The sequence below is a fragment of the Sphingomonas sp. genome, from assembly GCF_042096255.1.
Taxonomy (GTDB): Bacteria; Pseudomonadota; Alphaproteobacteria; order Sphingomonadales; family Sphingomonadaceae; genus Sphingomonas.
In genome coordinates, this window is sequence record NZ_JBELLZ010000037.1 from 15,539 (window position 1) to 30,041 (window position 14,503).

Genomic DNA, 14,503 nt, shown 5'->3' on the forward strand with positions numbered 1-14,503 from the left:
ACCGCCTGAATGGCAGCGACGCGGCTGGCGCGCAACTGACCGCCGGCAGGTGACGCGCCCTCCCGACTGGACTAGGGCTGGCCCTTGATGAAGCCCGCCAAGACCGCGCCTGCGCCTGCGCCTCAGCCCGTGAAGACCTTGGATCCGTTCGGCTACTGGCCGGCGTCGGAAAGCCGCATCGGCGGACTTGGCGGCAGCGCGGCGCCCGCCGATCCCGCCTACGCCTTTCACTCGGTCTATGTGGACATAGGCGGTGGCATTGTCGTGTGCCGCCTCCGCTTCGAGCGATTGGAAGCGACCATCGGCATGCTTGCGATCCACGTCATGGGCCTCGCCCCGGCGGCAGACGCCCGCGCGGAGATGATCCGCAGCTGGACCGCAGACCTGCGGGACGTGGCCGAAAGTGACGGCGTGCTCGAGCTTTCGTTCCAGGCCAGCGCCGGAACCCGCTATGCCGTCGTCGGCCATATCTATGCCGAAAGCGATGCACGCGCGCGCAGCCTCGCCATCGAACTGGAACTCACCCCGGATGCCTCAAGCACATCGGGCCAGGAAGCCGTGCGAAAGTCACTGTTCGGCCGTCGCGTCTTCCGGCGGACGGCAAGAATGGTGGTTCGCACGCGCCCCACTCTCGCGGATCCCGTATGCCAGCCTTGCACCCGCGCGCAGTTCGACGAGCCCGTCTATGCGCGCTGGGCAGCGGAGATGCAGCAGCCCGCCCTCCACGATTCGCGCCAATGGTGTGAGATCTTCATCCTCCAGACGCTGGAGCGCTATGGCATGCTCCGTCCGGGCGCACAGGGGCTCGGCTTTGGCGTGAGGCCCTGGACGGGGCCGGCGATCATGGCGGCACGGGGCTGTTCGATCGTGGTTTCCGATTTTGGAGGATCGGAAGGCGACGCAGGCAGGGCCCAGCCGTCGGCAGTGAGTGCCTTGCTGGAGGACCTGCGCTTCCCTTCGATCTGTGCGGACGACATTTTCGACAGGCAGGTCAGCACCCGGACGATCGACATCACCAATCTCGGGCCGAAGCTGAGCGGTTTCGACTTCGCGTGGTCGGCCGGCGCGCTCGAACATCTCGGTTCGATCGCAACGGCCCAGGCCTTCATGCGAGATTCGGTGGGAACCCTCACCCTGGGAGGCATCGCGGTGCACACCACCCTGCTCAACATAGGATCAACGATGGACACGGTGGACGACGCCAGCACCGTGCTGTTCCGCCGCCAGGACATCGAACGGATCGCCGTCGATCTCGTCTCACGCGGCCATTATGTCGCTCAGCTCGCCTTCGACCTGGGCGATCCGCCGATCGAGCCGGAAAGCGGCGCGCTCCTCGCGCCAAAGGATCCTGAACTCGCCGCAGCGCTGGACGAGTTGGGGGCGATCCCCTTCGGCCTTATCGTTCGGCGCGGAGATCGCTGACCGCATCGACCAGATCAAGCACGAGTTCGATATGCTCGGACCAGCTCACCGGCGACCAGCCGAGCATCCGGTCCAGCTGCGCCGCGCGCCGAGGTGATCCCGGCGCAGCATAGTCCAGCACGGCGGAAAGCCAGCCGAGCCCGTCGATGGGATCGAGATAGTCGGGAACGTCGCCGCCTACCTCGCGCAGCGCTTCCAGGTCGCTGGCGATCACCGGTACGCCTGCCGCCAGCGCCTCGGCCACGGGCATGCCATAACCCTCGGCGAACGAGGGGATCAGCACCGCACGGGCACCGGCGAGCAAAGCATCCAGCTGGCGATCGGAGACGTCCGCCGCCTCCTCGACATGCCCGGCCAGCACGACGCTGCGCTCCAGCACGTCGATGACATTCTCGTTCTCCCACCCACGGCGACCGACCAGGACGAGACGCGGGGCCTCCGGACCGAGTTGCTCGACCAGACGCCGCCAGACGTTGAGCAGCAGCAGGTGATTCTTGCGCGGCTCGATGGTGGCGATGCACAGGAAATAGGGCCGTTCGTTGACCGGCTCGGCCGCGCGTCGCACCGGCACCCCGCCCCATTCCACGCCGAGGTGCGCGACGCGTGAGATGCGGCGCCTGTCGGAGGTGAGATGCGGCGCGATCGCGTCCAGCGTCGCCTGCGAGTTGCCGATGATCCCGTCCGCATAGAGATCGATCGCGCGCATCCGCCGGGCATGCTCCGCCGCACCGTTGGGTCGTGCGAACTCGGGATGCGTCAGCGGGATGACATCATGCACCAGGCACACGAACCCGGCCCGCTCGGTCTCGAGAATGCGGCTGACCAGGGCCTCGTCCTCCAGATGATGGGGCGATGCCTGAAGGTAGATGCGCGGCCCTTCCGCGAACGGCACCGCTCGTGGACGCAGGCTGAAAAGGTGACGAATCGCCTGCGCGCGCACATCGGCGGGTGTGGCGATGTCGCGCGTCTGCCAACGCGCCTGGGTGAATGACAGGAACTGGCGCACCGCCGCGAGCTCCAGCCGCCCGTAATAGCCGCCCGCCGGATGAACCGCGGAAAAGCGGAGCCGCTCCGGCACGCGGGTCAGCAGTTCCATGGCATAGGCCAGCTCTACGCGGTCGATACCGGTCGGCGTGGTATGATAGGCGCGGCTGAGCAGTCGCGACAGATCGAACACGATCCGCGACTTGCGCCAGGCCGGCCGGCGACGGCGCGGAAGCAGCGTCCGGCTGAACAGCATCTGCGCCGGCGCGGTGAACGGCTTTATCGCCAATGCGCGATCCGCACGATTTCGGCAGGCGCCGCCGGCGGCGCGGTGAGGCGCGGAATGGCGTTCTCGACAAGCATGGCAAGGCCTTCCTCGCTGAGGAAGCTGCCACGCACCAGCGACCTGTCGATGATTACCCGGCGAACCGCGCTCCACAGCGCGGGTTCGGGCGGCTGGGGCTCCGCCCAGAAAGCGTCAAGTGGCCCTTGATGAACCACGCCGGCAATATCGTACACCGCGTGGCCGAGCACCGCGACGGGTTTGCCGAGGTTGAGGGCGAGGGTGCCGGCGGTGCTGTTGACCATCACCGCACCGAGCGACGGCGGCAGCACGTCCGCGATATCGCCGTCACTGATGTAGTGGACCCGCTCGGCGACACCGTAACTGCGTGCAAGTGCGCGGGTGATCCGTCGCCATGGGACCAGCCCGGCATCGAGCGGGTGGCGCTTGACCAGCAGGTGCACATGCGGCGGTGCAGCCTTGGCGAAGCTCTTGATTATGAATCGCAGCGCCGCGCGCATGTCCCCGAACGGGGAATGAACGCGAATCTGATAGTCGGAGTTGAGCTGGAGCGGCAGCAGGAAGAAGGGCTTGTCGCCCAACCTTGCCATGGCCTGCTCGGACCGCCAACGCTCCATCCCGCCCATCGCTGAGCGCAATAGCCAGCCGAGTCCTTCGGTCGCGGAGGAGAGCGGCCGGTGATTGCGGTAAAACGGAAACAATGGCTTCTGGATCGCGGTGGCGAGCAGATGGCGTACCGTTTCGCTCACCCGGCGGCGAAAGCTCGATGGCACTGGCGGCAGCACAGGCATATCGGGGAGACGCGCAGCCTCGGCGCGAAACCAGTTGGGATCGCGCGGCATCGGCGAGTGGCCGTTCACCCCCCCTTCCTCGAGCGTCATGAAGTCTGGGCGAAGATACCCTTCCTCGACCACATGGACGCGCACGCCACGCAGCTGCGCCATGCCGTGCGCGCTGGAATGGGCCGGGCGGCAATCCCCGAACAACACCAGATCGGTGACCTCATGATCGACGATGAAGTCGTCGAAGAACGTGGGCCAGTTGCGGCTCGTACCCCGATAGTTCGTAGCCGGTCCCGGCCAATCGTGCCGGTCGCCGCCGCACAGGTTGATACGAAATACGCGGTGACCGCGCGCGGCGAGCGCGCCGCCCAACCGTGCAAAATAAGACCCATGAGGCCCTTGCAGAAAGAGAAAGGTCCTCACCGGCTCGGTCATGCGCGCGCACGCCCCGTCATTCTGCGGCCGGCGCCCCAGACACGCCGAAAGCTGTTCACCAGCGTCGATTGCGGCTGCGCCGAGGCGAGCCGCCGCACCAGGACCTCGGCCGTACAGGGAAGCAATGTCACCGGATCGCGATAGCGCGGTGCCAGGATCAATGCACCTGCCACGAGTTCATCGAGCGAGAGGCGGCGACCGCGTCGCGCGGGCGTGGGGGCCAGATCGGTGGTCAGGCCCCAGCCGGCATAGAACGGAACGCCATGCACCGTCACCCGCCGCCGTCGCAGCAGCGCTTCGAAGCCGGTGAGCGACGAGAGGACGTGGACCGCGTCACACCGCTCGATCAAGTCGAACAGCGAGCCGCCGGCCACCACTCGATCGACAAGCCCGGTCGCGACCGGGTCCGCGATGCGACCGCGGCGGAGCCCGGCGGCGACGTCCGGGTGCGGGCGATAGAGGATGAAAGCGTCCGGCTCTTCCGCGCGCACGCGTTCCAGAAAACGGGCGTTACCGGCTACCCCGGCGCCTCCATGAACCACCGATAGGTCATCGTCGACCTGCCCGATGGCGAGTACCAGGGGGCGATCGACGGGCAAGTCGAGCGACGGGCCAGGTTGATCGACGCCATATTTGCCGAGGCGTGCCGCGACGATCGCGTGCCGCAAGCTCCGCGCGCGCTCCAGCAGCGCTTCATCGAAATCATGGCTGGCAAGCAGGCTTTCGAGCTCGCTTGGCCGCGCCGGATCGAAATAGATGCCGCCGCTGCGATCGACCAGGATCGACATGGGGGGGCGACACTCGGCCCCGAGGCCGCTCGATCGGATGAAGCCGTCCTCCACCGCCCACCCCAGGGCGCCGGCTCTCGCGGCGAAACCCTCCGGAACGCGCGACGGCCAGAAGGCGACCGCTCCACCACGTGACAGCGCCCGATCGGCGGAGGTGAAGACCGGCATGCGATCACCGTTCCAAAGGAACTGGCCGATCGCCTCGCGCTTCCACTGCGCCATGCCTGCCGCGGCCCTGATCGGCCGGTTGGCATCGAGCGTGCGGCGCCAGTCGCCAAGGATCGCCACGACCGTCCGCGGATCGGCCGGACTGCCCGTGAACGGGTCGCGGTAAGCGGCAGATGCGAGCCGATCGAGAGTAGCCGAGCAAATCGTATCGCCCGGGATGATGCTTCCAGCACCGTCGCGAACCTCGGCACCGCTCAGCCAGGCGGCAATCGCCTCGTCGGAGCCAGGGAAATCGACATGGACCATGCCCCGGAACTGCCATGGGTCCTCGACGGAGGACCAGAAAGCGCCGCCCACCCGTGCCCCGCGTATCGCATCGATAAGTCCCGCACCGTCGCTGATTGGTGTCCGCCCCGGCAAGGACACGGCCGCCACCTCCGCTGCTACCCAGGGAAAGGGCGGCGAGCGCAGGAAGGCCATGCTAGCATCCACAACCGGCACGCGTGTCGGCGGGCCTCAGACGCTATGCTCGCGCACGCCGGCCGCGATGAGCCAGCCGATCGCATAGACCACCATCAGGATCGCGAACACCGTAAGGGTGACCAGCCAGCGCTGCGGATAGGTCGACTTGACCGGCAGGTTGGGCTCCACCACGCGCACCACATAGAGCTGCTGGCGGATCGCCTGCTGACGCGCGCCCTCGAACGCCGTTGCGGCGGCGGCATAACGCTGCTGGAGGAACTCCTGCCGCGAGCGCAGCGCCTCGTAATCGCCAAGGCCCGCGGCGATCGCGCCGTTGTTCCCGGCAAGGCGCGCATTCTCTGCGTTCACCTGCTGCTGGAGCGAGGCGATCTGCTGGCGCAACGCCTCCGTCTGCGGATTGCCCGCACCGATCAGCTGGTTGGTGGTCGAAAGCTGCGCGCGCGCGGCAGCAAGTTCGCCTTGCAGACGCGACACGAGGCCGATCTGCGTGGATGCCGAGATCTGCGGGTCGACATCGCGCTCGCTCTGACGGAAGCTGGTCACCTGCGATCCGATCGAGCGCAGGGACGCCTCGGCTTCGTCCAGCTGCCGCCGCGACAAGGCTACCGCATCGCTATAGGCCCGCCGGTTCATCTCGTTGATACGCTGCTCGCCCAGCCTAAGCAGCTGGGCCGACAGCGCATAAGCGTCGGCAGGGCGAAAGGCCCGCGCGCTCAGCGTGGTGATGCCATTGTCCTCGTCGAACACGACGCTGACCTGGCGGTTGTAAAAGCGCTTCAGGAATTCGGGCGTCGGCCGCTCGACCGGCATGCGGCTAAGCCGGTCCGCCTCCGGGCGGCGGAACATCGCCACCAGATCGATCCGGCGTTGCAGCGCATCCACCGCATCGTGAGAGTTCAGATAGTCAGCGACGCTGAGCGACTCGGCAGCCGCGGACAAAGCGGAGCCGCCGCCATTGCCGCTGAGCAAGGACCCGCCGGAGGTGGGCAGCGACTGGCTCTGCCCGCCCTGCGAGCGGACCAGGTAATGCGCCTCGGAGACATACTGGTCGGCGGCGAAAAAGAACAGGTATCCCCCTACGAGCAGGGTCGGCAGCACCACCACCAGCGAGAACCATTTGTACCGCTTCCACCAGCCGCGCGCACGGTCCTGCATCCGCTCCGCGGGCGAGACCTGCACCTCTGCGGGCGTCATGAAACCGTGCACTTGACCTTCCCCCGATACGCCGACGCAGTACGCGTCACGGCATCTGAATACGCCCGCGGACCACCGAAAGCAAAAGAAGTCCCACCAGCCACAGGCCTAAGATCCAGCAGCCGAGATACAGCGGATCGATGTAGGTGGCTTTCGAAGCGTGGAACCAGCCGTGCCGCAGGGTCTCGAAGATGTGCGGCAGCGGACTCCACATCATGATGTCGCGTACCGGGCCGGGAAGCGCCTCCATAGAAAAGAACGCCCCCGAGAGCGGCATCATGATGTATGTGAAGGGGTGGACCAGCCGGCCAAGCGCCTTGTTCTCGTGCGTGATGCCGCAGATGACGAACGCGCCGCCCATCGACAGCAGAACCATCGCGACCATGCCCACCAACACCACGAGCGGACGCTGCGGCAAGGGCGAAATGCCCGCCGCGATGGCCAGCCCGACCAAGACGAAAAAGGAGAGCCACGTTCCCGCGGTCTCCAGCAGCGCCCGCGCGATCAGGATGTCCAGCGGGCGGATGGTGCGATGGTAGAGCAGCGCGGCACTGGATTCGATCAGTCCCTCCGCGCGGCCGAAAATACTGCGAAAGGTCATGAAGTTGCAGTAGCCCACCAGCGAGAGCGCCACCGGCTCGATGTCACCGCCGGTGATCCGGTGAGCGCGCGAGTGGATCAGCGCGATCATGCTTGCGAGTAGCGCGGGTTCGAGGATCAGCCAAAGATAGCCGATGTTTTCACGGCCGTAGCGCGTGTGGAGTTCGCGCAGGATCAGCGCACCGATCACCCGCCACTGCACCACCAGCGGGCTTGAGCGGCGCTCCTGCCTGGGGGGAACGTCGATCCGTGTTGCCATCGTCACTCCACCGTGCACCTGTTGGCGCGTTAGCGCAAAGGTTCAGACCAGTCGAGCAGGAGCGGCGAGGACGCGCGTGTACACGTCGTGCAATGCGCGCCGATGCCGGTCGAGCGAAAAGCGGGCCGCTTGCCGTCGCCCCGCCGCGGACAGGCGTGCCCGCAGCGCCGGATCCGTATCGATCCGGCGGATCGCCTCGGCCAGTGCGGGAACGTCATAGGCGTCCACCAGAAGCGCCGAATCACCCGCCACTTCGGGCAGCGAGCCCATGATGCTGGTTACCACCGGGGTGCCGAGTTGCATCGCCTCCAGCACCGGCAATCCGAAGCCCTCGTACAAGGAAGGGAACAGCACCGCCTTTGCCGCGGCGGCCAGCTTCATCAGCAGGCGCCGTGGCAAATAGTCCAGCTGCACGATGCGGCGGGCGCCGGCACCGCCGGACCGGCCCACCGCCTCCATGAGCCTTAACTCCTCATCCTTCTGCCACGCCCGCGCGCCGACGATGACGAGAGGTGCGTCGGTTTCGACCGACAAGAACGCCTCGATGAGGCGCGGGATATTCTTCTTGGGCTCGATCGCGCCAAAGTAGAGGAAGAAGCCGCCCTGCCGCAGCCCGAACACACCGGTCACGTCCTCCCCGTCGTTCGCCATCGCAGTCGGCGGCACGGGGGCGTGCTGATAGGTGTTGGTCACGCGATCGGGGCTGGCATCGAACATCGCCAGGATATCGTTGCGGCTCGACTCCGAGACGGTGACGATATGGGCACCGCCGCTGACGCAGCCCTCGATTACGCGGTGATACACGCGCTTGGTGTCCAGCGTCGCGAACGGCAGCTTCAGCGGCACGAGATCGTGAAGCGTGTAGATGTTGCGCGATCCCGCGATGCGGACGGGCACCGGATAGGTCCAGTGCATGATCGCGGGCGGGTCCTCCAACCTCACCGTCAGGAAGCGGCGCTTCGACCGGAAGTACAGGTGCGCCCGCTCGAACAGCAGAGCCGCGCTGTACATCCGGTCGAAACGTGGAAAGCGATCCTCGAAGCCACGGAGTTCGACGAGCCCGCGGTCATGGACCGGATAGAGCGGGAGCCCCTTGAAGAGGGCCCAGCGGTCTATCGTAGGGCGCAGCCACTTGGGGCTTTGCCGAGCGGGCATCCCGCGCCCGATCGCTTCGTAGAGATGAACGTCGCGGATCGTCGGATCGCGCCCCACGGGCACGCCGAAGATCCCGTCCAGCCCGAGCCCCAAGGCGCGGATCGCCTCCGCCAGCGCATTGCCGTAGGTCGCAACGCCAGTGCCGTGAGGAAGCGCCAGATTGTAGCCGTCGATGCCGATCGAGGGTGGCGCTGAAGTCGATGCCATGGCCGCTGATTAGGCCGCGTCCGGCAAATCGCCAGCGATTTCGCCATAGGCGCGGCGCAGCCGTATGCCGAAATCGGCCGGCGAGAAGTGCCTTGCCCGGCGAAGGCCCGCCACGACCAATCCGGCGCACAGCGCATCCTCCCTGTCGAGCCGCGCAATCGCGCCGCCGATCGCCACCATGTCGCGCGGGTCCACCGCCAGCGCCGCACCGCCTGCCACCTCGGCGAGCGCGCCGCGGTCGGAGGTGAGGACCGGCGTGCCGAGCGCCATGGCCTCGATCACCGGCAGGCCGAAGCCCTCCGCCAGCGTGGGAAACACCAGCGCGCGCGCAGCGGCGAGCAAGGAGAGCAGCAGTGGGCGTGGGACGAAGCCGAGCTCGATCACGCCCGCACCACGATCGCCGCGCGGGCTGTGACCGGCGAGCACCAGCGGCCGGCTCGTTTCCGCCGCGCGCCAGGCCGCCAAGATCCGCTCAAGGTTCTTGCGCGGTTCGGTGCTGCCGCAGAACAGGAAAAAGCCGGGCTCCATTCCGGCCGGCAGCGGTTCTGCCGGACTGGCGACCTCCACCGCACTGCCGCAGTCCAGCACCCGCGCCGGCGCGATGTCGAGCGCCGCGAGGATCTCACGACGGGCATGTTCGGACACCGAGGCCAGCCACGCCCCGCTGGCGAGGAGCGCGTCCAGGCGCGCGCGAAAGCCTGCCGCGTTCGTGGTGCCCAGTTCCGGATCGGTGAGCGGAATGACGTCGTGAACTGTGTAAAGGTTTGCCCAGCCGACGATCCGGGCCGGCACCGGCCAGGTCCAGTGCATCACGCCGGGAGGCCCGGGCGCGACAAGCTCCAGCAGCCGTCCCGACGCGTTGAACCGGGCCTGCGCGCGACGGAACACGTCCGGCGCGAACAGTTCTGCGCCGCGGGGAACCAGCGACACTGCACGCGATGTCCGTGCCGCAAGCCAGCGCCGGCCCTGGGCGAACCGACCCTCGACCGACGCAAACCGCCCCCCGGCCCCGTCGCAAAGGATCAGCGGGGGATCGCCGGTGGCGGCCAGCGCCGCAACGACCGTGCGCGCGTAGGTGGCGACGCCCGTCGCCTCTGCGGCAAGCAATCGTCCATCGACGCACACCCGCTTTCGCCCGCCGCCCCGATCCTCTAACACGCGCCCGTTTCTCCTTCCGGTCTCCCAACGCATGATCATCCTGGACAATGTTTCCAAGACGTACCTCGGCCAGAGCGTCGACAATGAGGTGTTGCGCAACGTCAACATGGTGATCAAGCCGGGCGACAGCATCGGCATCTGCGGGGCGAACGGCGTCGGCAAATCGACATTGATGAAGCTGCTCGCCGGGGTGGAGCGGCCGACGAGCGGCAAGATCACCCGCACCATGTCGGTCTCCTGGCCGATCGGGTTCAGCCATGCCTTCCAATCCGCCATGACCGGCGCGGACAATGCCCGCTTCATCGCGCGGATCTACGGCAAGGATGAGGACGCGCTGCTGCGAGAGGTGGAGGAGTTCGCGCAACTCGGCTCCTATCTGCACGAGCCGATCCGCGTCTATTCGCAAGGCATGCACGCGCGGCTCGCCTTCGGTGTGTCGCTGGCTATCCGGTTCGACTGCTATCTGATCGACGAAATCACGGGCGTGGGCGACCTGCGGTTCCGCGAGAAGTCCGAGCGGGCTCTTCAGGAGCGACGGCGCGAGGGGACGCTGATCATGGTATCGCACGATTCGAATGCGCTGTTCCGATATTGCGACAAAGGGGCGGTGGTGTTCGGCGGCGGCGTGATGCTCTACGACACGATCCAGGAAGCCGCGGACGTCCATCACCGGCTGCAGAGCTTCCCCCCGCAGCTGCGGTGAAGATTGTGTTGGCACGGGCGAAGGGATAAGCGCCGCGCTCTCATTGGCGCTGCGGGGCGCGGGGATTGGGGAACGTCAGTTATGCGTAGCGGATCGTGGCTCGGGTTTTCGGCGGCGATGGCGAGCGTCGCGATGGCGGGCTGCTCCACCCTGCCCACCTCCGGTCCCACCGCCGGGCAGATCAACTCGGCGCTGCGCAAGCACAATCATACCGGCTTCACCATCGTGGATATCGATCCGGAGGCGGCGGCGAAGCTCGCCAGCCTGGCGCCCGCAGACGGCGGCATCAGCCGGCTGGTCCGCCCCGGCCGGATCGACACGCTGGGCGCGGGCGATGTCCTGACTGTCGGCGTCTACGAGGTCGGGGTCACTTTGTTCACCGGCAGCGGCGGCACCCCGGCACAGGGCGGCCAGTTCAATCCGTCCGCACGCTCCACCATCCTCGATGACGTACTGGTCAATGCCGAGGGCGTGATCGTGCTGCCCTATGTCGGCAAGCTCCAGGTTGCCGGCAAGACACCGGCGGAGGTGTCGCGCATGATCGAGCGCGGCCTGCGGGGGCTGTCGCAACGGCCGCAGGTGCAGGTGACGGTGAAGGGCAATGCCCACAACGTCTTCTACATCCTGGGCGACGTGCGTACCCCTGGCCGCTTCCCGCTGGCCCTGCCCGAGCAGCGGCTGCTCGACGCGCTGGCGCTGGCCGGTGGCGCCGCGGTGCAGCCGGACGATGCGGTTGTGCGCGTGACGCGTGGTACCGAATCGGCGGAGACCCGGCTGAGCGCCATCGAATCGAACGGGCCCCAGAACATCGCGCTGCTGCCGGGCGACCGCATCCAGGTGTTCACCCGGCCGCGTACCTTCCTCGCCTTCGGCTCGACCTCCAAGGTCAGCCAGGTGCCGTTCAGCGCCAACGAGCTGTCGATGGCCGAGGCGATCGCCCGGATCGCCGGCCCGAACGAGAACAGCGCGGACGCGTCCGCGGTATATCTGTTCCGCTACGACCATACGTCGCAGGCGCCGGGCGGCACGCCGGTGATCTACCGCCTCAACATGCTGCGGCCGGACAGCTATTTCCTGTCGCAGCGGATCGGGATGCGCGACAAGGACGTGATCTACATCGCTGGTGCCGCTTCCAACCAGCCGGGCAAGCTGGCGCAAATCCTGGGGCAGCTGTTCTCACCCATCTTCATGGCGCAGCGACTCACCAACTGAACTTAGCTGCTGCAATCGCGGGCGAATCGGCGTAACGGACCGCCAACGAGAACAAAGCCGACGGGTAGCGCGGCGGGCTGATGTCTGAACGCGCTCCGCCACGAACGGGGACAAAGCGATGAGCACCAAGCCCGACAGCATCCTACCCTTCCGCAAGCGCGCCGGGGGCCCGTCGGTCGCGGCGCGCACCATCGCCATCGCGGTGGGCGGCCTTCGCGCGCTGGAGGCCTCGTTCACCGAACCCGAGTTCGCCGGCGGTTTCGACCGGCTGGTCGAGGCGGTGGCCGACCTGCGCGGACGCGTGATCGTGGCGGGCATGGGCAAGAGCGGGATCATCGCGCGCAAGATCACCGCCACCCTCACCTCCACCGGCACGCCGGCGATGTTCCTGCACCCGGCCGAGGCAGGGCACGGCGATCTGGGCATGGTGACCGGTGACGACCTGGTGCTGATCATCACCCGGTCGGGCGAGACGGCCGAGTTCGCGCCCATTTTCCGCTATTGTAAGCGATTCGGGATCACCCTGGTGACCATCACCGCGCGCCCGAACAGCACCGCCGCTCGCGCCGCGGACTTCTACATCAAGCTGCCCTCCGTGCGCGAGGCATGCCCGATCGAGCTGACGCCCACCACCTCCACCACGGTGCAACTGGTGTTCGGCGATGCGCTGGCGATCGCGCTGATGCACCGGCGCGGCTTCTCGGCCGACGATTTCTACAAGTTCCACCCCAACGGACGCCTCGGCGCCCGCCTGCTCAAGGTCCGCGACGTGATGGCGCGCGGACCCGACGTGCCCAAGGTACGCGCCGACGCCAGCCTGTTGGACGCCACGGTGGAGATGACCCGCGCGCGGCTGGGCGGCACCGCAGTGGTCGATGCCGACGGCAAGCTGATCGGCGCCTTCACCGACGGCGACCTGCGGCGTTCGATCACCGGCGAGCGCAACATGAACGATCCGGTCCGCGAGGTGATGACCGTGGCGCCGCTGTGGATCGGCAAGGACGAGCTCGCCTCGGAGGCGATCCGGCGGATGCACGAGGCCAATGTGCTGATGCTGTTCGTGCAGGATGGCGAGCGACTGGTAGGCGCGGTGCACATGCACGACGTGCTGCGCGCGGGCGTCGCCTGACGATTCTCGTCGCCATCCCGGCGCGGGCGGGCTCCACCCGCCTGCCCATGAAGCCGCTGCTGCCGATCGCGGGCGTATCGCTGCTCCACCGCACGATCGCCCTGGGCCGGCGCGCGTTGGCAGGCACCGATGCACGGCTGGTGGTCGCAACCGACGACCTGCGGATCGCCGACCACGCCGAAGCGGCGGGCTGCGCGGCAGTGATGACCTCGCCCGACATCTCGACCGGCTCCGGCCGGGCGCTGGCGGCGGCGCGCGCTCAGGGCGTGGCACCGGAGATCGTGGTCAATCTCCAAGGCGATTCGCCCTTCCAGTCTCCTGCCGCGCTGGCAGCGATCATCCGCGCCTTGCGCGAGGGCGATGCCGATGCGGCGACCCCGGTGGTGCGGCTGTCCTGGCCGGCGCTCGATGCCTTGCGCGCGCACAAGCAGGCGGCACCGTTCAGCGGCACCACCTGCGTGCAGCGCGCCGATGGCCGCGCCCTGTGGTTCTCCAAGGCGATCCTGCCCGCGATCCGCGGCGAGGCCGACCTGCGCGCGGCGGGTGATCCTTCGCCGGTATGGCGGCACATCGGCCTCTACGCTTATCGCTATTCCGCGCTGCAGGCGTTCGAGGCGGCTGCGCCGACCGAGTTGGAGCGGTTGGAAGGGCTGGAGCAGCTCCGCCTGCTGGAACTGGGGCTGAGCATCGACGCGGTCGAGGTGGCGCCGTCCCGCTTCGACATCAGCGGGATTGATACACAGGCGGATATCGTGCGCGCGGAGGCGCTGATCGCGGAGCATGGCGATCCGATGGACGAGACATCGGCGCTCGCCTAACGGCAGCGCATCATGGCCGACCTCACCCTCTACAACAGCCTGACCCGCAGCCTCGAACGGTTCGAGCCGATCGATCTCGCCAACGTGCGCGTCTACACCTGCGGGCCGACGGTCTATAATTACCAGCATATCGGCAACATGCGCGCGTTCCTGTTCGCGGACACGCTCGGCCGGGTGCTGCGGTGGAAGGGCTGGCCGACCACGCACGTCATCAACATCACCGATGTCGGCCATCTGACCAGCGATGCCGATGCTGGCGACGACAAGATGGAGAAGGCCGCCGCGCGCGAGCAGCGCTCGATCTGGGAGATCGCCGCGCATTACACCGAGGCGTTCAAGCGTGACGTGGCACGGCTGAACATCGTCGAACCGTCACGCTGGTCGGTGGCGACCGATCATATCGCCGAGATGATCGAGTTCGCCGAGCGGATCGCGCCTGGCCATTGCTACGAACTGGCGGACGGGTTGTATTTCGACGTCTCCACCGTACCCGACTACGGTCGGCTGGCGGGCTCCATGGGCGATGAGCGCGAGGGACGGATCGCCGCGGTGGAGGGGAAGCGCCACCCGCAGGATTTCGCGATCTGGCGCAAGAGCCCGCCGGGCGAGCAGCGCCAGATGGAATGGGACTCACCCTGGGGCCGCGGCGCGCCGGGCTGGCATCTCGAATGCTCGGTGATGAGCAAGAAGTATCTGGGCGAC

At 67.4% G+C, this 14,503-nt stretch carries 12 protein-coding genes and 1 pseudogene; 6 read left to right on the plus strand and 7 right to left on the minus strand.

The features are described 5' to 3' along the window. Positions 1–87: 87 nt before the first annotated feature. Entirely contained in the window at positions 88–1,422 is a 1,335-nt protein-coding gene (locus ACFDTH_RS08910; RefSeq protein WP_375287182.1) for a hypothetical protein, read from the plus strand. Here ACFDTH_RS08910 and ACFDTH_RS08915 read toward each other — a convergent pair. Genes ACFDTH_RS08915 through ACFDTH_RS08945 form a run of 7 tightly spaced genes read right to left on the minus strand, consistent with a single transcriptional unit; the run spans position 1,397 to position 10,077 of the window. Then, positions 1,397–2,695, minus strand: coding sequence for a glycosyltransferase family 4 protein (locus ACFDTH_RS08915; RefSeq protein ID WP_375287183.1), 1,299 nt, complete (start codon positions 2,693–2,695; stop codon positions 1,397–1,399). The two genes, ACFDTH_RS08910 and ACFDTH_RS08915, sit on opposite strands and share 26 nt — an antisense overlap. Continuing rightward, positions 2,686–3,927 (minus strand): capsule biosynthesis protein, encoded by a 1,242-nt coding sequence (locus ACFDTH_RS08920; RefSeq protein ID WP_375287184.1) that lies wholly within the window; start codon positions 3,925–3,927, stop codon positions 2,686–2,688. Before ACFDTH_RS08920 ends, ACFDTH_RS08915 begins: the two co-directional genes overlap by 10 nt. Next, complete coding sequence (locus tag ACFDTH_RS08925; RefSeq protein WP_375287185.1) at positions 3,924–5,363, minus strand: beta-3-deoxy-D-manno-oct-2-ulosonic acid transferase; 1,440 nt, start codon at positions 5,361–5,363, stop codon at positions 3,924–3,926. Before ACFDTH_RS08925 ends, ACFDTH_RS08920 begins: the two co-directional genes overlap by 4 nt. A gap of 36 nt (positions 5,364–5,399) precedes the next feature. Next, positions 5,400–6,560 carry a lipopolysaccharide biosynthesis protein gene (locus tag ACFDTH_RS08930; RefSeq protein ID WP_375287186.1) on the minus strand — a complete coding sequence of 387 codons (1,161 nt, stop codon included), beginning with the start codon at positions 6,558–6,560 and terminating at the stop codon, positions 5,400–5,402. Between the two features lie 46 nt (positions 6,561–6,606). Then, positions 6,607–7,419, minus strand: a complete 813-nt coding sequence (locus tag ACFDTH_RS08935) for an ABC transporter permease (RefSeq protein ID WP_375287187.1) — start codon at positions 7,417–7,419, stop codon at positions 6,607–6,609. 42 nt (positions 7,420–7,461) lie between these two features. After that, entirely contained in the window at positions 7,462–8,781 is a 1,320-nt protein-coding gene (locus ACFDTH_RS08940; protein ID WP_375287188.1) for a glycosyltransferase family 4 protein, read from the minus strand. A 9-nt stretch (positions 8,782–8,790) separates the two neighbouring features. Then, positions 8,791–10,077, minus strand: coding sequence for a glycosyltransferase family 4 protein (locus tag ACFDTH_RS08945; protein WP_375287189.1), 1,287 nt, complete (start codon positions 10,075–10,077; stop codon positions 8,791–8,793). On the opposite strand from ACFDTH_RS08945, the gene ACFDTH_RS08950 reads away from it, so the two are divergent. The 5 genes and pseudogenes from ACFDTH_RS08950 to ACFDTH_RS08970 form a co-directional block, all read left to right on the plus strand. Next, complete coding sequence (locus ACFDTH_RS08950; protein ID WP_375287190.1) at positions 9,971–10,642, plus strand: ABC transporter ATP-binding protein; 672 nt, start codon at positions 9,971–9,973, stop codon at positions 10,640–10,642. The genes ACFDTH_RS08945 and ACFDTH_RS08950 overlap by 107 nt on opposite strands. Before the next feature lie 117 nt (positions 10,643–10,759). After that, the gene (locus ACFDTH_RS08955) at positions 10,760–11,854 is read left to right on the plus strand and encodes a polysaccharide biosynthesis/export family protein (RefSeq protein WP_375287191.1); all 1,095 of its coding nucleotides are present in this window, start codon (positions 10,760–10,762) and stop codon (positions 11,852–11,854) included. Between the two features lie 118 nt (positions 11,855–11,972). Beyond that, a complete protein-coding gene (locus ACFDTH_RS08960; RefSeq protein WP_375287192.1) occupies positions 11,973–12,983 on the plus strand; it encodes an SIS domain-containing protein in 1,011 nt (336 codons plus the stop codon). Beyond that, entirely contained in the window at positions 12,980–13,801 is an 822-nt protein-coding gene (locus tag ACFDTH_RS08965; RefSeq protein ID WP_375287193.1) for a 3-deoxy-manno-octulosonate cytidylyltransferase, read from the plus strand. Before ACFDTH_RS08960 ends, ACFDTH_RS08965 begins: the two co-directional genes overlap by 4 nt. A gap of 12 nt (positions 13,802–13,813) precedes the next feature. After that, positions 13,814–14,503: pseudogene (locus ACFDTH_RS08970) on the plus strand (cysteine--tRNA ligase); the annotation flags it as partial.

Excerpts from the sequence above, each read along its gene's own strand:
- ACFDTH_RS08910 (WP_375287182.1), top strand. The coding sequence starts at position 88 with ATGAAGCCCGCCAAGACCGCGCCTGCGCCTGCGCCTCAGCCCGTGAAG.
- ACFDTH_RS08920 (WP_375287184.1), bottom strand. The coding sequence starts at position 3,927 with ATGACCGAGCCGGTGAGGACCTTTCTCTTTCTGCAAGGGCCTCATGGG.
- ACFDTH_RS08925 (WP_375287185.1), bottom strand. The coding sequence starts at position 5,363 with ATGGCCTTCCTGCGCTCGCCGCCCTTTCCCTGGGTAGCAGCGGAGGTG.
- ACFDTH_RS08930 (WP_375287186.1), bottom strand. The coding sequence starts at position 6,560 with ATGACGCCCGCAGAGGTGCAGGTCTCGCCCGCGGAGCGGATGCAGGAC.
- ACFDTH_RS08935 (WP_375287187.1), bottom strand. The coding sequence starts at position 7,419 with ATGGCAACACGGATCGACGTTCCCCCCAGGCAGGAGCGCCGCTCAAGC.
- ACFDTH_RS08940 (WP_375287188.1), bottom strand. The coding sequence starts at position 8,781 with ATGGCATCGACTTCAGCGCCACCCTCGATCGGCATCGACGGCTACAAT.
- ACFDTH_RS08950 (WP_375287190.1), top strand. The coding sequence starts at position 9,971 with ATGATCATCCTGGACAATGTTTCCAAGACGTACCTCGGCCAGAGCGTC.
- ACFDTH_RS08945 (WP_375287189.1), bottom strand. The coding sequence starts at position 10,077 with ATGCCGATGCTGTCGCCCGGCTTGATCACCATGTTGACGTTGCGCAAC.
- ACFDTH_RS08955 (WP_375287191.1), top strand. The coding sequence starts at position 10,760 with ATGGCGAGCGTCGCGATGGCGGGCTGCTCCACCCTGCCCACCTCCGGT.
- ACFDTH_RS08960 (WP_375287192.1), top strand. The coding sequence starts at position 11,973 with ATGAGCACCAAGCCCGACAGCATCCTACCCTTCCGCAAGCGCGCCGGG.